Genomic DNA, 21131 nt, shown 5'->3' on the forward strand with positions numbered 1-21131 from the left:
GACGGATGCCGTGCGGGCCTCCCGACGCCCCGCAATGGACCGTTCGGACGGGGCCCCGTGCTAGCCTCGAATTTAGCTAATCAGGTTAGGTATTTTTTCCGGTATCGTGACTGAATCACCCGAAGGGATGGCTAATGCGGCCGGTCGAAGTGCTCGAAGAACTCGTGGTCCTGCTGGACGAGTCCGGCCGCGAAATCGGCACGGCCCCGAAGCTCAGTGTGCACGACACGGACACCGCGCTCCACCTCGCTTTCTCCTGTCATGTGCTCAATCCGGCGGGCGAGGTTCTCGTCACCCGACGCGCCCTGTCGAAGAGGACCTGGCCGGGCGTCTGGACCAACTCCTTCTGCGGCCATCCGCTCCCGGGCGAGGAATTTCCCGCTGCCATCGAGCGGCGCGCGCTGTTCGAGCTCGGACTCTCGATTGCGAACCTGACCGTCACCCTGCCTGACTTCCGCTACCGCGCCGTCGACAGCAGCGGCATCGTCGAGAACGAGATCTGCCCCGTCTACCTGGCCCGCACCACCGGCGACCCCGTACCCAACCCGAACGAGGTCATGGAATTTGCCTGGGTGGAGCCGGCCGCCTTGCAGCGCTCGGTGCGGGACGCCCCGTGGGCGTTCAGCCCCTGGTTGGGGCTACAGCTCCAGGAATTGACCAGTTTCGATGCATGAAATCCAGACGCTCGGGGTAGGGATGGAGTTGCAGCGCTTTTTCGCTGCCGCGCGCCTGCGCGCCAGCGACTACGGCGAACACTATGTCGCGCTCTGGGACTCTCTCGAGCAGGCCAGCAGCGGCGGCAAGCGTGTGCGCCCCGCACTGGTGCTGGCCGCGTTCACCGGCCTCGGCGGCACCGACCTCACCCTGGCCACTCCGGTCGCGGTCAGCTTCGAACTGTTGCACACGGCCTTCGTTATCCACGACGACGTGATCGACCACGACCTCGCCCGCCGCGGCGTGGCCAACATCGCCGGGCAGTTCACCGAGCGCGCCCTCGCCCACGGAGCCGGCGACCAGGCCGGGGCGTGGGCCGCGACGGCCGCGATCCTGGCCGGCGATCTGGCGCTGAGCGAGGCCCACCGCGCCCTCGCGATGCTGCCGGTCGAGCTCGAACTGCGCGGCCGCCTGCTCGACCTGCTCGATCGAGCGGTGTTCGTCTCCGCTGCCGGGGAACTGGCGGACGTCACCAACGCCGCGTCGAAGCATCCGCTCACGGTGGCCCAGGTCATCTCCACCCTGGAGCAGAAGACGGCGGTCTACTCGTTCGAGGCTCCCCTGCAGGCCGGCGCCATTCTGGCCGGCGGCTCGGCCGAGGCGATCGACGTGCTCGGCGCCTACGGCCGCCTGATCGGCGTGGCCTTCCAGCTGACCGACGACGTCCTTGGGGTCTTCGGTAACCCGGAGAAGACCGGCAAAAGCGTGCTCACCGACCTGCGGGAAGGCAAGCAGACGACCCTGATCGCCCACGCGGGCACCACCCGCGGCTGGCCAGAGATCGCCCCCTTCATCGGCAAGGCCGACCTCACCGAGGTGGAAGCGGACACCGTGCGCGACCTGCTTCGTGACTGCGGCGCCCTGCAGGCAACGGATGAGCTGGCCACCGACCACTGCAATCGCGCCGTGGCCGCGCTCGACACGGCCGCCGTACCGGCGCCCCTGCGCGAGCTGCTCACCACCCTGGCAGGCACGGCCGTGAATCGCAGCCGATGAAACGTGACAGCCCCGCCGACCATACTGGCATCGCGAAGTACAACGCCGCGGCCCGGGCCAGCTCCGCCACGGTCATCGGCCACTATTCCACCTCGTTCGGCCTCGCGGCCCGTCTCCTCGAGCCGCGCGTGCGCAGCCAGGTGCGCACCATCTACGCCCTGGTACGGGTCGCCGATGAGATCGTGGACGGTGCCGCAAGCCAGGCCGGCGTGAACGTGGACGGCCAGCGCGACCTGCTGGACGCGCTCGAACGGGAGACCAGCCAGGCGATGGGGTCGGGCTTCAGCACCAATTTGGTCGTGCACGCCTTCGCGGCGACCGCCCGGGAAGCCGGAATCGACACCAGCCTGACCACACCCTTCTTCGCCTCGATGCGCCGGGACCTCGACCCGTCGCCGTTCGACGCGGCCGGAGTGGCCGAGTACATCTACGGTTCGGCCGAGGTGATCGGGCTGATGTGTCTGCGCTGCTTCGTGCAGGACACGCCGCGCACGACCGATGAGCTCCAGGTTCTCGAGGCCGGTGCCCGGAGCCTCGGCGCGGCCTTCCAAAAGGTCAACTTCCTGCGCGACCTCGCCGCAGATCGGGACGCCCTCGGCCGCAACTACTTTCCCGGTGTGAACCTGCTGACCATGACCGAAACACAGAAGAACGAACTCCTCGACGACATGGACGCCGACCTCGACGCGGCGGCCCGCGTGTTGCCCATGCTCCCGGTGGGGAGCCGCCGCGCGGTCACCGCTGCACACCACCTCTTCGCCCGCTTGTCGGCGAAGCTGCGAGTCACCCCCGCGCGAGCACTGATGAGCGCCCGGGTACGGGTGCCGGATCCGGAGAAAATCATGATTGCACTCACCGCGTCGTTCGGACCGGGAGCGTGGAAGCGATGAGCGCACCGACCAGGCGCACCGTTGTCATCGGCGGCGGCATCGCCGGACTGGCCAGCGCCGCGCTGCTGGCCCGGGACGGCCACCAGGTCACCCTGCTCGAGGCGCAGGCCACCCTCGGCGGCCGCGCCGGGTTCTGGGACGTCGACGGCTTCCGGTTCGAGACCGGCCCGTCCTGGTACCTGATGCCGCAGGTGTTCGACCACTTCTACCGTCTGTTCGGCACATCCTCCGCGGAACAGCTCGACCTGACCCGCCTCGACCCGGGTTACCGGGTCTTCTTCGAGGGCACGACACAGCCGGTGGATATCGCGGCCGAGCGGGCCGACAACATCCGTCTGTTCGAAAGCCTCGAACCCGGTGCGGGCGCGGCCCTCGACCGCTATCTCGTCTCGGCCAAAGAGACATATGACATGGCAGTCAAACGGTTCCTGTACACGAGCTTCGCCTCCTTCACACCCCTGCTGGTTCCGGATGTCCTGAAGCGGCTCGGTCGGTTGGGCCGATTGCTGCTGCAGCCGTTGGACAAGTTCGTGGCCGGCTATGTTAAGGACCACCGGTTGCGCCAGATCCTCGGCTACCCGGCCGTGTTTCTCGGCTCCTCCCCCGACCAGACCCCGTCGATGTACCACCTGATGAGCCACCTCGACATGGCCGACGGCGTGCTCTACCCGCAGGGTGGGTTCACCCGGCTGATCGACAGCATCGCCGACATCGCGAAAGCTCAGGGCGTGACCGTGATCACCGAGGCGACCGTGACGGCGATCCACACCACCCCGGGCGCCGCGACCGCCGTCGCCGGGGTCAGCTATCGCACGGGTGACGGCACCAGTGTCACCCTCGAGGCCGACACGGTCGTCTCGGCCGCCGACCTGCACCACACGGAAACCGAGCTGCTCCCGGCATCCGCGCAGACTTATCCCGAGCGCTGGTGGCAGAAGCGCGTCTCCGGTCCGGGCGCCGTGCTCGTGATGCTCGGCATCAAGGGAGACCTGCCCGAGCTGAAACATCACAGCCTGTTCTTTACCAGGGACTGGGCCGAGAACTTCGGCCGTATCTTCGGCAAGAAGACCAGCGTGCCCTCGCCGGCCTCCTTCTACGCCTGTATGCCCAGTGCCACCGACCCGGGAGTCGCCCCTGAGGGATACACGAACATGTTCCTGCTGGTGCCGATCCCCGCCGACCCGGGCCTCGGCCACGGCGGGATCAACGGCCAAGGCTCCGCCGCGATCGAGAAGATCGCGGATGACACCGTCAGACAGCTCAGCGACTGGGCCGGAATTCCCGACCTGGCGGAGCGGATCGTGGTGCGCCGCACGGTGGGACCCGGCGACTTCGCCGACGATCTCAACTCCTGGCGTGGCGGGGCCCTCGGCCCGGCGCACACCCTGCGGCAGAGCGCATTCCTGCGCGGCTCCAACGCCTCCGCGAAGGTCGGCGGTCTGTTCTACGCCGGCGGCACCACCATCCCGGGCATCGGACTTCCGATGTGCTTGATCAGCGCTGAAATTCTCCTCAAGCGGATCAACTCGGACACGAGCACGGGACCGCTGCCGGAACCGCTGCCGAACTCCGTGCGGGCGCCGCTGCCGGAAGCCCAGTGACTCCGGCAGCACAGTGAATCCGGTAACGCTGTGACGTTCGGGTATCTGCTGACCCTGCTTCTCAGCCTGGGGGCGATGGTGCTGCTCGACCGTCGCTTCCGGCTGTTCTTCTGGCGGGACCCGGTGCGAGCGGCCATCGTGCTCGGCGCCGGGCTGGTGTACTTCCTCGTCTGGGACCTGTTCGGAATCGGACTGGGCATCTTCTACCGGGGCGAGACGACCCTGATGACCGGTCTGCAGCTGGCCCCGGAGCTGCCCGTGGAGGAGTTCTTCTTCCTCACCTTCCTCTGCTACCTCACCATGAACGCCGTTCAAGGGGCGCGCCTGCTGCTCGCCGCCCGGGCCGAACGGACCGGCGTCGACGAGGGGAGCGACGGATGACCTACCTGCTCCTGAACACCGTCTTCCTACTGCTCGCCGCGGCGGTATTCCTCGCGGCCGCGCGCCGTGGCCGGCTCTCCCGGCACAGGATCCGTGCCGCCGGGATCGCCGTGGCCGCCGTGCTCGTGCTCACGGCCGTTTTCGACAGCATTATGATCGGGGTCGGACTGGTCGACTACGATCCCAGCCGCATCTTCGGAGTGCGGATCGGCCTGGCCCCGATCGAAGACTTCGCCTATCCCGTTGCGGCAGCACTCCTGCTGCCCGCCCTCTGGGCCCTGCTGGAAAGAAAACCGAATGGCTGAAACCCGCACCCCGCCGCTCTGGAAGACCCGGCAGGTGCTGCTCTCGTCGCGGCCGCTGAGCTGGATCAACACGGCGTTCCCGTTTGCCGCCGCGTATGTGGTGGCGACCGGCCGGGTGGACGCCCTACTGCTGGTGGGTACCCTGTTCTTCCTCATTCCGTACAACTTGCTGATGTACGGAATCAACGACGTCTTCGACTACGAGTCCGACCTGCGCAACCCGCGCAAGGGCGGCGTCGAGGGAGCCATGCTGGACCCGGTCCTTCACCGCACGGTGCTCGTCTCCGGGATCGTGACGGCTGTGCCCATTCTGGTGGCGATGCTCGTCTTGGCCGGCGCGGAGCATCCGTGGTCGTGGTTCATTCTGGCCGTGAGCCTGTTCGCGGTCGCCGCGTACTCCGTTCCGGGACTGCGGTTCAAGGAGCGCCCGATCGTGGACTCGATCACCTCGAGCACCCACTTCGTCAGCCCCGCCGTCTACGGTCTCGTGGTGGCCGGCGCCGTCGTGACGCCCGGCCTGGTTGCCCTACTCGCCGCGTTCTTCCTCTGGGGCATGGCCAGCCACGCGTTCGGCGCGGTGCAGGACGTCGTGCCCGACCGGGAAGGCGGCATCGCCTCGGTCGCGACCGCGCTCGGCGCCGCGCGGACCGTGCGCCTCGCGATCGCTTTCTGGGCCCTGGCCGGGCTGCTCATGCTTGTGACAGGCTGGCCCGGGCTGCTGGCCTCGGTGCTCGCGGTGCCCTACATTCTGGCGGCCTGGCCATTCCGGTCGGTGTCGGACGAGCGGTCTGAGACCGCGAACGCCGGTTGGAAGCGTTTTCTCTGGCTCAACTTTTTGACCGGATTCCTGGTGACCATGCTGCTGATCGCCTGGGTGCTGCTCGGGCCTTTCTAGGGTGCGGGCCGTTCGGGCCTGGGGGCCGTAGAGTCGAGGGATGGAGCCTCTGACCACCGCCCGTGTCGACAGCTGGACCTGGGCCGTGCGGATGTTCAAGACCCGTTCCCAGGCCACGGCCGCCTGCCGAGCCGGTCACGTCAAGGTGAACGGTGAGCGGGCCAAGTCCGCGCAGACCGTGCGGATCGGCGACGAGGTGCGGGTGCGCATCAGCGGTTTCGACCGAATCCTGGTCGTGGCGAAGATCATGGTCAAACGGGTCAGCGCGCCAGTCGCGGCGGAGTGCTTCGTCGACCAGACTCCCCCGCCGCCCCCGCGCGAGGAGGTGGCGCTCCTCCCGATGCGGGACCGCGGCGCCGGCCGTCCCACCAAGCGCGAACGCCGCGAGATCGACAAGCTCCGGGCGCCCGAGGTGCTGCCGCCGAGCCCCGACGACGTCAGGCACGGTACCTCCAGGTCAGGGTGATGGGGGCCACGAGCAGGCCGACCTCCGAGCGCACCCACCACTCCCGGGTCTCGCGGCGTTCGTCCGGAGTGGAGTAGCGGTAGCGGTAGACCCGGGCGCGCACGTAGCGCGGCGGGGCCTGCGGGAACGGGTTGACCCGCACCATCCGCAGCGTGGGTCGGTCGCCCTCGAGGAGGCGGGCCAGGAACATCTCGAACCAGCGGGTGCCCGGGTCGCCGAGCGCCAGGAACCACATCAGCCAGTCCAGGCGCAGGTGGTACGGCGCGAACTGGGGGGGCCGGTGTCCGGGGTCGCCGGGCTTGCCGCGGAACTCGTAGGCGCGCCAGCCCGACTCGTCGGTCGGGTCGACGGCGTCGCTGCCCTCGACGACCACCTCGTGGCGCTGCCGGGTGACCGTGCCGAACGCACCGTAGGCGTTCACCAGGTGGTACCGGTTGAAGCTCGCATTCATCAGTTGCCGGCGGGCGAACAGGTTGCGAAGCGGCCAGTAGCTGAGCACCAGAAGCAGGGCCGTGGCCAGGCTGACCACGATCATGAACCAGAGCGGGCCATCCGGTGCGGCCTCCCCGGCCGGCAGCCACGGCAGCACCGCGCGCAGCGTGGCGTCGTCGACGGCAGAGAAGGCCAGCACGATGGTGATCCAGTTCAGCCAGGCGAAGTTGCCGGTGAGCACGAGCCAGAACTGGCTCAGGATCACGATCAGGGCCGCGACGGATGCGACGGGCTGGGGTGCAAAGAGGAAGAACGGCACGACCAGCTGCGCGAAGTGGTTGCCGATCACCTCCCCACGGTGGAACCACGGGGGCAGGTGATGTGCGAACCAACTGAGCGGGTTCGGCATCGGCTGCGTCTCATGGTGGTAATAGAGGGCGGTCAGGTCTCGCCACTCCCGGCCGCCGCGGATCTTAATCAGGCCGGCGCCGAATTCCAGCCGGAAGAGCAGCCAGCGGCAGAACAGGATCACGAAGAGCGGAGGGGCCACCTGCTCGGAGCCGAGGAAAGCCACCACGAAACCGGCCTCCAGCAGCAGGCTCTCCCAGCCGAACGAGTAGAAGGATTGGCCGACGTTGACGATCGACAGGTAGCCCACGAAAAGCAGGAGGAAAGCGACCATCGGCAGCCAGGGCGGCCCGAGCTGCGGCAGGCCGGCCACGAGCGCGGCCGCCACGGCGGCGCCGGACCAGGCCAGGGAACGCAGCATCCGGTCGGAGTAATGCCAGTGGAAGATACTCGGCGACTCGCTGAACCTCACGTGGGCCACAAAACGGGCCACCGGGAGCAGGCCATGGTCGCCGAGCAGCGCGGGGAATTGGTTGACGGCCGAAACGAAGGCGATCAGGTAGCAGGCAGCCACCCCGCGCTGCAGCACCTGCCGCGCGATCTCATATTCTCCGGCACCGAACCAGTCCATTTGCGCACAATCTAGGCCTTCCCCGGCCCGGGTTCAATCGGACCGGCTGTAATCGGAGCCGTCCCCTTGACGGGGGGAACTAAACCGGTCTAGTCTTTCTAAACCGGTTCAGGTTGGGTCGGCTGTCAATGAGGAGGCCCTGAAGCGTGCCTGCGCATACTCCTGCCATCACCACCGCTCAGTCCGCCCCGACGTCGGTCGCGAACTCCCCCAAGGTCACCATCGAGGTGGTCGCCAAGCGGGCCGGCGTCAGCAAGGGCCTCGTCTCCTTCGCCCTCAACAACCGGCCCGGTGTCGCCCCCGAGACCCGGGTGCGCATCCTTCAGGTCGCCAAGGAGCTGGGCTGGAAGCCGTCCCTCCGCGCCCGGTCACTCTCCACGCAGCGGTCCTACGCGCTCGGCCTCGTGATCGCCCGCAACCCGGACGTGATTGCCTCCGACCCGTTCTTCCCCTCCTTCATCGCGGGCGTCGAGAGCATCCTTGCCCCGGAGGGTCGCGCCCTCGTGCTCAGCGTCGTTCCCGACGAGGAGACCGAGTTGAAGACCTACCGCTCGCTCGTGGCGGACGGGCGCGTCGACGGGGTCTTCCTCAGCGACCTCCGCCACGGCGACCCGCGCATCCCGCTCCTCGCCGAGCTGGGTCTGCCGGCGGTCACGCTCGGACGCCCCGACGGGCCCAGCCCCTTCCCCGCGGTGACCGTGGACGACACACCGGGTGTGATGGCATCCGTCGCTCACCTCGCCACCCTCGGCCACCGCCGCATTGCGCACGTCGCGGGCAGCCCGACGCTGCTACACGGCAGCCGCCGGCGCGCGGCCTTTGCCGCCGCTCTGCGCGAGGCGGGCCTGCCGGAGGGGCAGACCGTCGAGACCGATTTCTCCGTGGGCGCCGGGTCAGATGCCACTCGGCGCCTCCTGACCCAGGACACACCCCCGACTGCGATCGTCTACGCCAACGACCCGATGGCCATCGCCGGTCTCGGCATGGCGCACGAGCTGGGCGTGCGGGTCCCCGACGACCTCTCGATCACGGGCTACGACGACATCGACTTCTGCCGTTACGTGTACCCGCCCCTGACCACCGTCAGCGCAGCACCGATGGTGTGGGGCCGTGCGGCGGCGAGCACGCTTTTGGCCCTGATGGAGAACGGCTCGGCGGACGACGTGGATCTCCCGGCGGCCCGGCTCGTGGTGCGCGGGTCGACCGCCCCGCCCCACGGCTGACCCAGAGCCGCCGACCCAGACCGGCCGACCCAGAGCGCTGACACACAGGGCTGACACACAGGGCTGACACAGGTTCACCGCAGCAAGGCTGCTGCGGTTTTTGAGAAATGGAGCACCACATGCACAGCAATGGAATGGCCAGGCGGATTCTCACCGTCACGGCGGCATCCGCCGCAGTGGCCCTGGCACTGAGCGCTTGCGCGTCCGGGGGGACGACGGGTGACGCGGCGACCAACCGCGGGCCGATCACGATCTGGTACTCGAACAACGAAACCGAGATCGCCTGGGGCAAGCAGATGGTGGAGGCCTGGAACGCCGAGAACCCGGATGAAAAGGTGAAGGCGCAGGAAATCCCGGCCGGTAAGAGCAGCGAGGAGGTCATCGGTGCCGCCATCACGGCCGGCAACGCCCCCTGCCTCGTATTCAACACGGCCCCGGTCGCCGTGCCGCAGTTCGAGAAGCAGGGTGGTCTCGTCGACCTCTCCAGCTTCGAGGACGGCGCCGCCTACATCGAGGCACGCAGCGGCGACACGGCCGAGCAATACCAGGGCGCCGACGCGAAGTACTTCCAGATGCCGTGGAAGTCCAACCCCGTCATGATCTTCTACAACAAGGACATGTTCACCGCCGCCGGACTTGACGCCGAGAACCCCCAGTTGGCCACCTACGACGAATTCCTGGCGACCTCGCGCACCCTCGTCGAGAGCGGCGCCGCGCCGAACGCCATCTACCCTGCCCCGACCAGCCAGTTCTTCCAGAGCTGGTTCGACTTCTACCCGCTCTACGCCGCCGAAACCGGTGGCACGCAGCTGATCGAAGACGGTGAGGCCACCTTCAACGACGAGGACGGCGCGAAGGTCGCGGAGTTCTGGAAGACCCTGTACGCCGAGGGTCTCGCCGGCAAAGAGCAGTACCAGGGCGACTCGTTCGCCGATGGCCAGGCCGCGATGTCCATCGTCGGCCCGTGGGCCGTGTCGGTGTACAAGGACGCCGTGAACTGGGGTGCGGTTCCCGTTCCCACCAGCGAGGGCACTCCGGCCGAGGAAACCTACACGTTCAGTGACGCGAAGAACGTCGGAATGTTCACGGCCTGCGAGAACCAGGCCACCGCCTGGGATGTGCTGAAATTCGCCACCAGCGAGGAACAGGACGGACAGCTTCTCGAGCTGACCGGCCAGATGCCGCTCCGCGAGGACCTCCCCACGGTGTACCCGGAGTACTTCGCGGCCAACCCGGCCTACGAGCAGTTCGGCGACCAGGCATCCCGCATGGTCGAGGTTCCCAACGTCTCCAGCTCGGTCGCCGCCTGGCAGGCCTTCCGTGACGCGTACACGAAGTCGGTTATCACCGGCGAGGGTGAGATCCCCGCGGCCCTCGACTCCGCCGCCGAGAAGATCAACACCCTGATCTCCAAGCCGTAACGGATGTCCCAGTCAACCGCGAGTCGGACCGTCGCCGGGAGGAGCACAACTCCTCCCGGCGGGGGCCCCCGCCGGCGCAAACACCCCCTTCTGGGCAAGAACCCATTCGGGCTTTTGCTCAGCGCCCCCTACCTCATCTTCGTTCTGGCCGTCTTCGCCTACCCGCTGGTCTTCGCCTTCTGGATGTCGTTCCACGACTACTTCTTCGCAGCACCCGGCGCCACTGTGGACCGGCCATTCGTCGGCCTGGACAATTTTCGGGAAGTGCTGGCCGACCCGGCCATCATCCGTTCCTTCGGCAACGTGGGAGTCTTCCTGCTGATCAACGTGCCGTTGACGGTCATTCTCTCGCTCATGCTCGCCACCGCCCTGAACAAGGCGGTGCGGTTCCGTACCTTCCTGCGCGTTGCCTACTACGTGCCCTATGTGACCGCGAGCGTCGCCGTTGTCGGCGTCTGGATCTTCCTGTTCAGCGGCAACGGCCTCGTGAACCAGATTCTCGGGCCGCTCGCGCCCGATCCGGCGTGGCTGATCAACGAGGACTGGGCCATGCCCACCATCGCGATCTTCGTGACCTGGAAAGGCCTCGGATTCTTCATCCTGCTCTACCTGGCCGCCCTGCAGAACGTGTCGGAGGAACTGTACGAGGCCGCTTCGACGGATGGCGCGGGCAGGATCCGAAGTTTCTTCTCGGTCACCGTGCCGGGCGTACGCCCGGCGACTGTGCTCGTGCTGCTGCTCTCGACGGTCACCGGCGCCAACCTCTTCACCGAGCCGTACCTGCTCACCGGCGGCGGCGGCCCGAACGGTGCATCCTCGTCACCCGTGCTGATGATGTACCAGCGCGGGATCGAACAGGGGTCGCCCGACACGGCGGCAGCGATCGGCGTCATCCTCGTGATCGGAGTTCTCGTCCTCGCGTTCATCCAGCGCAAGCTTGCAGGCGGTGACGAATCATGAGCCGCGGGCAGAACACCCTGCGGGGTGTGGTGCTCACGATCGGGGCGCTTGTGTTCCTGTTCCCCTTCTACTACATGGTCATCGGCTCGCTCCAGAAGAAACCGGACCCGACTGTCGCCGGCGCGTTCCCGAACCCCGCCAACCTGACGCTCGACAACTACGGTGACATCAACAGCCGGATCAACCTGCTGCAGGGGCTGCTCAACTCGGGGATCTTCACGGGTGGCGTCATTCTCTGCACCGTTGTTTTCGGTGTTCTGGTGGGCTACGCCCTCGCCCAGCTGCAGTGGCGCGGACGCGGAGTCACCTTCGCTCTCGCACTGCTCGTGCAGGTCGTGCCGTTCCAACTGTTGATGATCCCGCTCTACGTGATGATCGCCCGGGACTACGGACTGGCCGACAACTATCTGGGCATGATCCTGCCGTTCGCCATCAACTCGACGGCCGTGATCATCTTCCGGCAGTACTTCCTGCAGATTCCGAAGGATCTGTTCGATGCCGCCCGCATCGACGGCGCCGGCGAACTGCGAATCCTGCGGCGGATCGCCCTGCCACTGGTGCGGCCGGCCCTGCTGACCGTCGTGCTGCTGACCTTCATCGGACCGTGGAACGAATTCCTCTGGCCGTTCCTGATCACTAAGGAGGCATCCCTCCAGCCTCTCGCCGTGTCACTCGCCAACTACCTCAGCAATATCGCCGCCACAGCGGCGAACCCGTTCGGGGCGGTTCTCGCCGGGGCCTGCGTCCTGGCCGCCCCTGCTGTGATCCTGTTCATCCTCTTCCAACGGCACTTCGTGTCGAACAATATCGGCTCCGGCGTGAAAGGTTAGAAATGCCCAACCCCACCGAATTCCCCTACACCCTAACCCGAATGGGCGTCATCATGACGCCTGAAGCGGGCAACGACCTCGAGGCCGAGGGGGTGCTGAACCCCGGCACCGGGCACTCTGCCGACGGAACTCTGTACCTGCTCCCCCGACTGGTCGCCACCGGAAACGTCTCCCGTGTCGGACTCGCAAAGGTCATCATCACCGACGGCATTCCCACGGGCGTCGAACGCGAGGGTGTCGTTCTTGCGCCGGACCGCGGCTGGGAGCGCGGCGCGAACAACGCCGGCGTGGAAGATCCCAGGATCACCTTCGTCCCCCGGCTCGGACTACACGTGATGACCTACGTCGCCTACGGCCCGCTCGGCCCGCGCACGGCCGTTGCCGTGTCCTCGGACCTGCGCGAGTGGCGCCGGCTCGGTCCGGCGCTGTTCGCCTTCGACGACACGCTGGACATGGACCTGAACCTGTTCCACAACAAGGACACCGTGTTCTTCCCGGAGCCGGTCGCCGGCCCGCATGGAGTCGAGTGCTTCGCCGTGCTCCACCGTCCGATGTGGGACCTGGGCGAGGTCAAGCCGGGTGAGGGCATCCGTGTTCCCGCCGGCGTCACCGACACCCGGCAGAGTATCTGGATCAGCTATCTGCCGGTCGCGGATGTGCTCGCCGACATCACGAAGCTCACCTTCTGGAGCGGCCACCGTTTCCTGGCCGGGCCGGAATTCGCGTTCGAAGAGCTGAAGATCGGCGGCGGCCCCGCCCCGTTGCGGGTGCCGGAGGGTTGGCTGCTGATGCACCACGGGGTCACCGGAACCATCAACGGCGCGTTCTCGCAGCAGCAGAAGGTGAACTACTCGGCCGGAGCAATGATTCTCGACGCGGATGACCCGACCATCGTGCTGATGCGCACCTCGGAGCCGCTGCTCAAGGCGGAGACGCCCGACGAGATCAGCGGCATCGTGCCGAACGTGGTGTTCCCGACCGCGATCGAGGAGATCGAGGGGCAGCTGTTCGTGTTCTACGGCATGGCCGACTCGAAGATCGGCGTGGCGCGCCTGGATCGCCTGGGCTCGTCGGCGCGCTCGAGCGCTTGAGCGCTTGTCCGTTGGTGGCGTTCTCGCCGGGGCTCAGCCCCGGGAGGCCGCCTTCGGTTTTCCTGGCGCAGGGTGTGGCAGCAGGCGCACGGTAGGACATGCGCCGAGAACCGGCACCCGCGCGCGTCCGGCCTCCGAGGCGAACTCGCGCCGGTGGCCGAGACCAGGGCTGACCCCCCGGAAACGGACTGGACACGTCTTCGAAGTTCGTACCCAATATAGACCAAAATAAGTGACGGACTCTCGACTACGTGTGCTAATTGAGGTATCCTCGTACCATGAGGAACCTCGCGGAAGACCTCTGGCAGGCGGCCGATGCCGTGGCCCTGCTGGGCTCCTCGAGCGCCGACTATGAGGCCCTGCCCGACGCCGCCGTGCTGGCCGGTCAGAAGAAGATCGCAGCGGCCCGCAGGCTGCTTGACACCCGCGCCGCGTTGATGGCCGCAACCATCGCCCGCCGGTCCCGCCCGGAGCTCGGCCACTCGGGGCTGGCCGCGCAGCAGGGGTTCCTCTCGCCGGAGGCCCTCATCCAGAACTGGACCGGCTCCTCGAAGGGCGATGCGTACAAGCTCGTCGCGGTCGGCACGATGATGGCCGACACCGAGGCGGCCGACAAGCTGGTCGACGCGACGCTCTCGACGCTCTCGACGCCCGACGCGGATGCTGTCGAGGTCGCTGAGTTCGTCGCGAGGGTGCCGTGGCAGGCGCCGATCGCCCGGGCCGTGACCGCCGGCACCCTCTCCGTCGACGCGGCCGAGTCGATCCGGGCCGGACTCGGCCAGATCGACGCCCCGGTCACCGCGGAGAAGCTCGCGGCGGCCCTCGCGGCGCTCCTCACCGAGGCGTCAACGGTGAATGCCGACGAGGTCTTCAAACGGGCCCGCCGGATGCGCGACCGGCTCGACGAGGCCGGCATCGCCGCCCGCGAGAAGCAAACCCACGACGACCGCTACCTGAAGATCTACCGCCTGGGCGAAGAAGATGCAGGACGACCCCCGCAGCACCGACCAGATCGCCGCGGACTCTCTGCTGCAGCTGCTGAAGATCGCCGGCGAGGCCGGCCCCGGCCGGGTCTGCGGTGGTCGCGACCCTCGGTGCGGGTCATCGTGACCGAAAAGGCGCTCACGGCGGTCCCGGGCGAAGAGACGGGAACGACCGAACCCGCCGCTCACGGGCAGATCGAGGGCAACCCGGTGCCGATCTCGCAGGAAACCATCGACCGACTGCTCTGCGACACCGGCACCCGCGGCATCAAGTTCGACGCGGAAGCCCAGATCATCGACGTCGGCCGCGACGAACGACTCTTCACCGAGGCACAGCGGACCGCAATGGGGTACGTGACGGCGGATGCCTCTGGGGCGGCTGCGACCGGTCACCGGCCTGGTCCGAGGCCCACCACATCAACGAGTGGCTGAAGGACACCGGGAACACCAACCTCGCCAACGGAGCACTGCTCTGCCACCCGCACCACCTGCTGCTACACAACCAGCACTGGAAGATCACCCGCACCGGAAACCAGTACTGGCTCCGACCACCGGTCGAGAACGACCCGAAGCAGACACTGATCGCACTGCCGAGCAAGCGAGTGGGGCTGCAGGGCGTGGCTCTGGTCCCGGCTCTTGACAGGCTGGACCACCGCGACGGGGGCGGGTGCGGCTGGGTGCGGCGCGCTACTCGGCGGGCGGCGCGGTGGGGAGGAGGGCGAGCGTGGCCTTGAGGCGAGCCTCGCCGTCGGCGTCGCCCTGACTCGCGAGACTCGCCGCGATGTTCGCCTCGGTCACGGCGCGAAGCACCTCGTCCCGCTGGATGCGCACGCCCCGGGGAGCGTCAACGCCGATCCGGATGCTGTCACCGCGCACGTCGAGAACGGTGATGACGATGTCGTCACCAATGAGGATCTTCTCCCCCTGTTTGCGTGTTAGAACCAGCACCCGACCAGCCTAGCTTGACCGGTCGGGCCGGCCCGCGAGTCGTCGCCGCATTCCGGCCACGGTGCTGGCCGCGGCCGGAGTGCCGTCGACCCAGCCGATGGGGATGTGAAGCTCATCGACGGTCTCAGGCGAGACGGTGTCGTCATAGCCCGTCACCGCGATCGCGTCGACGTGGACGCTCTGGGCAACCTCGGCCGCCCACCGGGCGGTGTCTGCGGGCTTGCGGCCGGCATCGACGACCAGCCAGACCTGCTCGGCACCGAGCGCGGCCACCAATGCGGCGTAGTTGTCCGCCGTGGCCGGGTCGGCACCGAGACCGAAGGCCAGAATTCCGGTCTGTCCGAGCTTGACTCCCCTGGCCCGTGCCTCCAGCGCCGTGCGCCGGTCGAGGATCCGCGCGAGCCCGGCCGCGGCAGGCGCTCCGACGTCGATCGTGCCGGCCACGAGGACCTCAGCCGAACCGTGCGCGACGGCCAGCTCCCGCGCAATCCGCAACGCGGCATCCCGCCACCCGACGACGAGAACGAGGTTTCCGACACCCGGCAGCGGCCGCGGCACCGCCGCTTCGGCGGACGCCTGCTCGCTCTCTCTCAGCCGGGCGTCCCTGCGCCTGCCGCCCTCCTGGGCGGCCGCCGGCGCGGGAATGGGCGGCACCGGCGGGTGGGGTTCCTGGGTGGCGAAAGTGAGTTCGTCCATCAGGCGGGCGAAGCCGTCCGTCGCGGTCGACAGGGGCGGGGAGGAGACGGGTGCCGCGGCGCGGTGCAGGCCCGCTTCCACCGCGTCGGCATCGTCAAGAAGCGCGGCGATGCCGAGCCGGGCCTGCACGTCGAGCCGGGAGTGGGCCGCGCGCCGCCGCCGCTGCGGCACCTCGACCGTGACCTCGATGTGCCGGCGGGCGAAGAAGCCCTTGATGCCGCCGACGGTGACCCGTTCGGCGGCCACGATGCGCGCATCCGCCCCGTGCTCGGCAAGGATGCGTGCCTTCAGCTGCTGGAGGGATGAACCCTCAAGCAGAAATCGACTCGGTTCCACGTACCACTCCCACCGTTTCGATGGCCACGTTCGCCGAGGTGACCTCCTGATAGGACAACACGGAGATGCCGCCGGACTGCGCCGACACCAGTCGACGGATGGCCGGGCGCAGCGCCGGCGCGCAGACCAGCACCGCGGAGAGTCCGGCCGCTTCGACGTTGCCCAGCGCCTCCTTCAGCGAGCCGAGAATGGCGTCGACCCGGTTTGGCTCCAACAGGATCTGGGTGCCCTGGTCGGAGGGACGCATCCCCTCCAGCATGGACTGCTCCAGGGCGGGTTCGATCATGATCACCCGGAGCAGCCCGTCGTCGAGATACTGCGCTGTGAGAGCCGGGCCCAGCGCCTGACGGGCCGTCTCGATCAGGCCCTCCGGGTCATTCGACACCTTGGCGCGCAGGGAGAGGGACTCATAGATGCGGGGCAGGTCGTTGATCGGGATCTGCTCCGCGAGCAGACCCTGCAGCACACGCTGCACCTCGGCGAGGGAGAGCAGCCCGGGGATCAGATCCTCCACGGCGGACGGATTGACCAGCCGCACCCCCTCGGTGAGCACCCGCACGTCCTCGCGGGTGAGGAGCCTCGCCGCGTTGCCGGTGATGATCGAGGACAGGTGGGTGATGAGCACCGACACCCGGTCGATGACCGTGGCCCCGGTCATCTCCGCGCTGTGCCGCATCTCGCTGGGCACCCACTTGCCGGTGAGGCCGAACACGGGCTCCACCGTGGCCTGGCCCGGCAGCGAGTCGAGGGCGTCGCCGAGGGCGAGCACCTTGCCGGCCGGGGCGACCCCGCGGCCGGCCTCCACGCCGGCGATCCGGATCGAATAGGTGGAGGAGGGCAGGTCCATGCTGTCGCGGGTGCGCACGGGCGGCACCACCACGCCGAGGTCGATGGCAACCTTGCGGCGCAGGGCACGCACGCGAGCCAGGAGATCGTCCTGGGCTCCGGAGACAAGGTCGACGAGGTCAGGGGCCAACAGGATCTCCAGGGCGTGCACCCGCATGGTTTCAATCAGGTCTTCGGGTGTGTCGGAGCGGGGCGCCATCGCCTCGGCGGCGACACCGGCATCCCGGCCCGCCTGGTCGCGGCTCTCCCCTGCCTTGATCCGGCGGGCGAAGAGGATCAGCCCCAGCCCGATCACCACGAACGGGATGATCGGCATGCCCGGGATCAGGGCCATCAGGAGGGCCGCGCAGCCCGCGATCATCAGTGCGTTGCGGGACTGGGTGAGCTGGCCGGAGGCTGCCTCGCCGATGTCGGACTCCGCGTTGGAGCGGGTCACGATCATGCCTGTCGAGACCGCCATCAGCAGGGCCGGGATCTGCGTCACGAGGCCGTCGCCGATGGTGAGCAGGGAGTAGGTGCTCATGGCTTCGGTGACGGACAGTCCGCGCGAAATCATGCCGATCGCGATGCCGCCGATCAGGTTGATGATGATGATGACGATGCCGGCGATCGCGTCACCCTTGACGAATTTCGACGCGCCATCCATGGCACCGTAGAAGTCCGCCTCGGCGGAGACCTCGGCCCGGCGTTCCCTGGCCTGCACGTCGGTGATCAGGCCGGCATTCAGGTCGGCGTCAATGGCCATCTGCTTGCCGGGCATGGCATCGAGGGTGAACCGCGCACCGACTTCGGCGACGCGTTCGGCACCCTTGGTGACCACCACGAATTGGATCACGACGAGGATCAGGAAGATCACAGCGCCGATGATGAGCGACCCTCCTACGGCGACGTCGCCAAACGCGGCAATCACCTGCCCGGCGTAGCCGTCGCCGAGTACGAGCCGGGTCGAGGCCACGTTCAGGCCCAGCCGGAACAGGGTGGCGACGAGCAACAGCGACGGGAAAACGGAGAAATCGAGGGGCTTTTTGACAAACATTGTGGTCAGCAGAGTGACCAGCGCCAGGAGGATGTTGACGATGATCAGCACGTCGAGCAGCACGGCGGGCACCGGCACGACGAGTAGCAGGATGATCCCGACCACCCCGACCGGCACCGCGAGTTTGGCGAGATTGCTGTTCATCGGTGGCCTCCGGCCGTCAGGACGCGATCGTCGAGGGTGTGCACGCGGGAACCATGGCCGGCGCGTCCGCCGGCTCCAGAGCCGCGGGACTTCAGTGCGAGAACGAAGGCGAGCACCTGCGCGACGGCGTTGTAGAGCTCCACCGGGATCTCGTCACCCAACTGGCAGGCGCTGTGCAGGGCACGGGTGAGCGGGATGTCCCGCACGATGGGGACCCGGTCGGTCTCCGCCTGTTCCCGGATGCGCGCCGCGATCACTCCCGCTCCCGTGGCAACGACCCGGGGGGCGGACTTGCCCGGCTCGTAGCGGAGGGCGACGGCGAAGTGGGTGGGGTTGACCAGCACGACGTCGGACGTGGCGACGGCGGCGATCATGCGGTTGCGACTCATGGCGAGCTGCCGGGCCCGACGCTGCGACTTGACCATCGGGTCACCCTCGGAGCTCTTGTTCTCGTCGGTGACCTCCTTCTTCGTCATGCGGGTGCGCTTGCGATTGCGCTTCATCACGACGAACACGTCCGCGGCGGCGAGTACCAGGCCGGCGATGACCGCCGACTGCACGAGAGCAGTCGCGCCGTCACCGGCCGCTCCGATCAGCACGGAGACGGGCAGTCCCCCGGCCGTCATCAGGATGGGCGCGAGTCCCTGCACCACGAGCACCAGCACGAGACCCACGGCGATGGTCTTGAGCAGCGCCTTGACGCCCTGCCACACGGCCTGGCCGCCGAAGGTGCGGCCGAGGCCGGTCACCAGGTTGAACTGCTCGTATTTTCCGGCGACCTTCTTGAAGTGCACGCCGCCCTGCGCCACAGCGCCCACGAGGACGACGACGAACACCGTCGCGAGCATCGGGGTGAGGATGGTTCCCATCGAGGCCAGCGAGTCCACCAGCATCTGCACGGCGAGGTCCGGCTGCGGGTTGGCGACGAGGCTGCGAATACGGATCATCTGGTCGGTTCCGGCGTCCGCAGCCAGACCGATGGTGACGGGGGTCATGGCGGCGGCCGCGCCGATGCCGATCCACGCGGTCAAGTCCTGGGACTTGGAGAGCTGGCCCTTGGACCGCACCTCGCGCATCCGTTTGTCGGTGGCTTGTTCGGTCTTCTCACCGGAGTCGGACAGCTATCTCACCCCCAGCATGGTGGTGACGGCGTCGTCGGTCAGCGACGCGACGATGCGCGGCAGGGCCACGAACCCGGCGGCGCCCAGCGTGAACGTGATCAAAATCTTGAGCGGGAACCCGAGCGCGAACGCGTTGAGGGCCGGGGCCACCCGGGTGAGCAGGCCCAGTCCGGCGTCGGCGAGAAACAGAACGACGATCAGCGGTCCGGCGATCTGCACGGCGGAGAGCAGCATTTGGCCGACCGCGACTGTCACGGTCTGCATCGGCACCGCGAGGTCGATGCCGCCCCCGATCGGCAGGGCCGAAAACGTGCGCGTGATGCCGCCAAGGATCAGCTGGTAGCCGCCGGAGGCGAACAGGAGCGCCAGCGCGGTCATCTGGTACAGCCGCGTGAACTGGGCACCGTTGACCATGGCCTGCGGGTCGAAACCCTGGGCCAGCTGGAAGCCGCCGAACATATCGATCAGGTTGCCGGCGGACTGGATGGCGGAGAAGACCACGAGCACCAGGAAGCCGAGCACGCCGCCGACCACGATCTCGAGGAGCAGGGCGACGAAGAAACCGCCGGTGTCGGGCGAGACCCAGCCCGGCGTGACCCGCGGCGAGACCGCCAGGGCCAGGCCGAGGGCGAGCATCCCCTTGATCCGCAGGGGGAACGCGTTGTAGGAGAACGGGGGCGCCACGACGAGGAACGCCACCATGCGCACGCCCGCGAGCATGGTGGCTTCGATCCAGGCGAAGTCAAGGGTGATGTTCATCAGCCACCACCGATGAGGCCGGGGATCTTGGCGAAGAGCATCTCGGTGAAGGACACCATCTCGGAGATCATCCAGTGCCCGGAAATGATCAGTGCCACCGCCACGGCGATGGCCTTAGGCACGAACGACAGCGTCACCTCCTGGATCTGGGTGATCGACTGCAGCAGGGAAATGGCGAAACCGACGACTAGGGCGGTAATCAGGATCGGAGCGGACAGCTTGCCGGCGATCAGGATGCCCTGCAGCCCGATATCGAGGACGGCGTTGGTGTCCATCAGCCACCCCGGTAACTGGAGACGAGGGTCGTGATGATCAGACCCCAGCCGTCGACGAGCACGAACAGGAGGATCTTGAACGGCAGCGAGATCATCACCGGCGGCAGCATCATCATGCCCATCGACATCAGCGCGGCGGACACGACGAGGTCGATCACCAGGAACGGCACGAAGATGACGAACCCGATGATGAACGCGGCACGTAGCTCGGAGATCATGAACGCCGGGATCAGCGTGAGCAGCGACACGGCCTCGCGGGTCTCCGGGTTCGGCTGGTCGGCGGCCCGGGTCATCAGGGCGAGGTCCTCCTCCCGGGTGTGAGCGAGCATGAACGTGCGCAGCGGCTTCGAACCGAGTGGGACGGCGTCGTCGAAGGACATGGTGCCGTTCAGGTACGGCTGCAGGGCGCCGTCGTTGATGTCGGTGAGGATCGGCGACATGATGAACAGCGACAGGAACAGGGCCAGGCCGGCCAGTACCTGGTTCGGCGGGATCGACGGCAGCGCGAGCGCGTTGCGGGTCATCGCGAGCACAACGAAGATCTTCGTGAAGCTGGTCATCATCAGCAGCAGGGCCGGCGCGATCGAGAGCAGGGTGATCCCGATCAGGGTCACGATCGCCGAGGACGGCTCGCCGTTCGGGCCGTTGATCTGCACGTTGAGCCCGCCGCCGCCCGGTTCCGTGGGGGTGACCGGGTCGGTCGGCGTGACCGGGTCGGTCGGGGCGGCATGGCCCGCCGGCGCCACGAGCAGCACGAATGCCACGACGATCACGAGCACGAGGGCCGCCATCATCAGGTACCG

At 67.8% G+C, this 21131-nt stretch carries 22 protein-coding genes; 14 read left to right on the forward strand and 8 right to left on the reverse strand.

The window, feature by feature from the left end:
* Positions 1-134: 134 nt before the first annotated feature.
* From idi to E3O18_RS12260, 8 genes are read left to right on the forward strand one after another with little or no spacing between them, the layout of a single operon-like run.
* On the forward strand, positions 135-674 hold the full coding sequence (gene idi, locus E3O18_RS12225; protein WP_134395462.1) for an isopentenyl-diphosphate Delta-isomerase: 540 nt from the start codon (positions 135-137) through the stop codon (positions 672-674).
* Positions 667-1710, forward strand: coding sequence for a polyprenyl synthetase family protein (locus tag E3O18_RS12230; RefSeq protein ID WP_134395463.1), 1044 nt, complete (start codon positions 667-669; stop codon positions 1708-1710). The genes idi and E3O18_RS12230 overlap by 8 nt, the downstream gene beginning before the upstream one ends.
* The gene (locus tag E3O18_RS12235) at positions 1707-2600 is read left to right on the forward strand and encodes a squalene/phytoene synthase family protein (RefSeq protein WP_134395464.1); all 894 of its coding nucleotides are present in this window, start codon (positions 1707-1709) and stop codon (positions 2598-2600) included. Before E3O18_RS12230 ends, E3O18_RS12235 begins: the two co-directional genes overlap by 4 nt.
* Entirely contained in the window at positions 2597-4201 is a 1605-nt protein-coding gene (gene crtI / locus E3O18_RS12240; protein ID WP_134395465.1) for a phytoene desaturase family protein, read from the forward strand. Before E3O18_RS12235 ends, crtI begins: the two co-directional genes overlap by 4 nt.
* A 30-nt stretch (positions 4202-4231) precedes the next feature.
* Positions 4232-4582 (forward strand): lycopene cyclase domain-containing protein, encoded by a 351-nt coding sequence (locus E3O18_RS12245; protein WP_134395466.1) that lies wholly within the window; start codon positions 4232-4234, stop codon positions 4580-4582.
* Entirely contained in the window at positions 4579-4887 is a 309-nt protein-coding gene (locus tag E3O18_RS12250) for a lycopene cyclase domain-containing protein (protein WP_134395467.1), read from the forward strand. The genes E3O18_RS12245 and E3O18_RS12250 overlap by 4 nt, the downstream gene beginning before the upstream one ends.
* Positions 4880-5782 carry a prenyltransferase gene (locus tag E3O18_RS12255; protein WP_134418173.1) on the forward strand — a complete coding sequence of 301 codons (903 nt, stop codon included), beginning with the start codon at positions 4880-4882 and terminating at the stop codon, positions 5780-5782. Before E3O18_RS12250 ends, E3O18_RS12255 begins: the two co-directional genes overlap by 8 nt.
* Before the next feature lie 40 nt (positions 5783-5822).
* Positions 5823-6248, forward strand: coding sequence for an RNA-binding S4 domain-containing protein (locus E3O18_RS12260; protein ID WP_134395469.1), 426 nt, complete (start codon positions 5823-5825; stop codon positions 6246-6248).
* Here the strand turns inward: E3O18_RS12260 and E3O18_RS12265 are convergent.
* Positions 6220-7659 carry a lipase maturation factor family protein gene (locus E3O18_RS12265; RefSeq protein ID WP_134395470.1) on the reverse strand — a complete coding sequence of 480 codons (1440 nt, stop codon included), beginning with the start codon at positions 7657-7659 and terminating at the stop codon, positions 6220-6222. The two genes, E3O18_RS12260 and E3O18_RS12265, sit on opposite strands and share 29 nt — an antisense overlap.
* Positions 7660-7805: 146 nt before the next feature.
* On the opposite strand from E3O18_RS12265, the gene E3O18_RS12270 reads away from it, so the two are divergent.
* The 6 genes from E3O18_RS12270 to E3O18_RS12295 all read left to right on the forward strand — a co-directional run bounded on the left by E3O18_RS12270 (position 7806) and on the right by E3O18_RS12295 (position 14599).
* Complete coding sequence (locus tag E3O18_RS12270; protein ID WP_241976497.1) at positions 7806-8882, forward strand: LacI family DNA-binding transcriptional regulator; 1077 nt, start codon at positions 7806-7808, stop codon at positions 8880-8882.
* A gap of 134 nt (positions 8883-9016) precedes the next feature.
* Positions 9017-10303 (forward strand): extracellular solute-binding protein, encoded by a 1287-nt coding sequence (locus E3O18_RS12275; protein WP_134395514.1) that lies wholly within the window; start codon positions 9017-9019, stop codon positions 10301-10303.
* Between the two features lie 90 nt (positions 10304-10393).
* Complete coding sequence (locus tag E3O18_RS12280; RefSeq protein ID WP_241976499.1) at positions 10394-11263, forward strand: sugar ABC transporter permease; 870 nt, start codon at positions 10394-10396, stop codon at positions 11261-11263.
* Positions 11260-12093: a carbohydrate ABC transporter permease gene (locus E3O18_RS12285; RefSeq protein ID WP_134395472.1), complete on the forward strand. Its 834-nt coding sequence runs from the start codon at positions 11260-11262 to the stop codon at positions 12091-12093. The genes E3O18_RS12280 and E3O18_RS12285 overlap by 4 nt, the downstream gene beginning before the upstream one ends.
* 2 nt (positions 12094-12095) lie before the next feature.
* Positions 12096-13184, forward strand: coding sequence for a glycosidase (locus E3O18_RS12290; protein ID WP_134395473.1), 1089 nt, complete (start codon positions 12096-12098; stop codon positions 13182-13184).
* Positions 13185-13462: 278 nt separating this feature from the next.
* Positions 13463-14599: a DUF222 domain-containing protein gene (locus tag E3O18_RS12295; RefSeq protein WP_134418174.1), complete on the forward strand. Its 1137-nt coding sequence runs from the start codon at positions 13463-13465 to the stop codon at positions 14597-14599.
* 255 nt (positions 14600-14854) lie between these two features.
* Here the strand turns inward: E3O18_RS12295 and csrA are convergent, their stop codons facing one another.
* The 7 genes from csrA to fliP are packed head-to-tail and all read right to left on the reverse strand — an operon-like array spanning position 14855 to position 21122.
* Entirely contained in the window at positions 14855-15115 is a 261-nt protein-coding gene (csrA, locus tag E3O18_RS12300) for a carbon storage regulator CsrA (protein WP_134395475.1), read from the reverse strand.
* A 9-nt stretch (positions 15116-15124) separates the two neighbouring features.
* A complete protein-coding gene (locus tag E3O18_RS12305) occupies positions 15125-16147 on the reverse strand; it encodes a hypothetical protein (RefSeq protein ID WP_134395476.1) in 1023 nt (340 codons plus the stop codon).
* Positions 16122-18173, reverse strand: a complete 2052-nt coding sequence (locus E3O18_RS12310) for a flagellar biosynthesis protein FlhA (RefSeq protein ID WP_134395477.1) — start codon at positions 18171-18173, stop codon at positions 16122-16124. Before E3O18_RS12310 ends, E3O18_RS12305 begins: the two co-directional genes overlap by 26 nt.
* Complete coding sequence (locus E3O18_RS12315; protein WP_134397828.1) at positions 18170-19294, reverse strand: EscU/YscU/HrcU family type III secretion system export apparatus switch protein; 1125 nt, start codon at positions 19292-19294, stop codon at positions 18170-18172. The genes E3O18_RS12310 and E3O18_RS12315 overlap by 4 nt, the downstream gene beginning before the upstream one ends.
* Positions 19295-20053, reverse strand: coding sequence for a flagellar biosynthetic protein FliR (locus E3O18_RS12320; protein ID WP_134395479.1), 759 nt, complete (start codon positions 20051-20053; stop codon positions 19295-19297).
* The gene (fliQ, locus tag E3O18_RS12325) at positions 20053-20328 is read right to left on the reverse strand and encodes a flagellar biosynthesis protein FliQ (protein WP_104099307.1); all 276 of its coding nucleotides are present in this window, start codon (positions 20326-20328) and stop codon (positions 20053-20055) included. Before fliQ ends, E3O18_RS12320 begins: the two co-directional genes overlap by 1 nt.
* Positions 20328-21122, reverse strand: coding sequence for a flagellar type III secretion system pore protein FliP (gene fliP, locus E3O18_RS12330; protein WP_134395515.1), 795 nt, complete (start codon positions 21120-21122; stop codon positions 20328-20330). The genes fliQ and fliP overlap by 1 nt, the downstream gene beginning before the upstream one ends.
* Between the last annotated feature and the right edge of the window lie 9 nt (positions 21123-21131).

The sequence above is a fragment of the Cryobacterium sp. TMT2-42-4 genome, from assembly GCF_004402645.1.
Classification (GTDB): domain Bacteria; phylum Actinomycetota; class Actinomycetes; order Actinomycetales; family Microbacteriaceae; genus Cryobacterium; species Cryobacterium sandaracinum.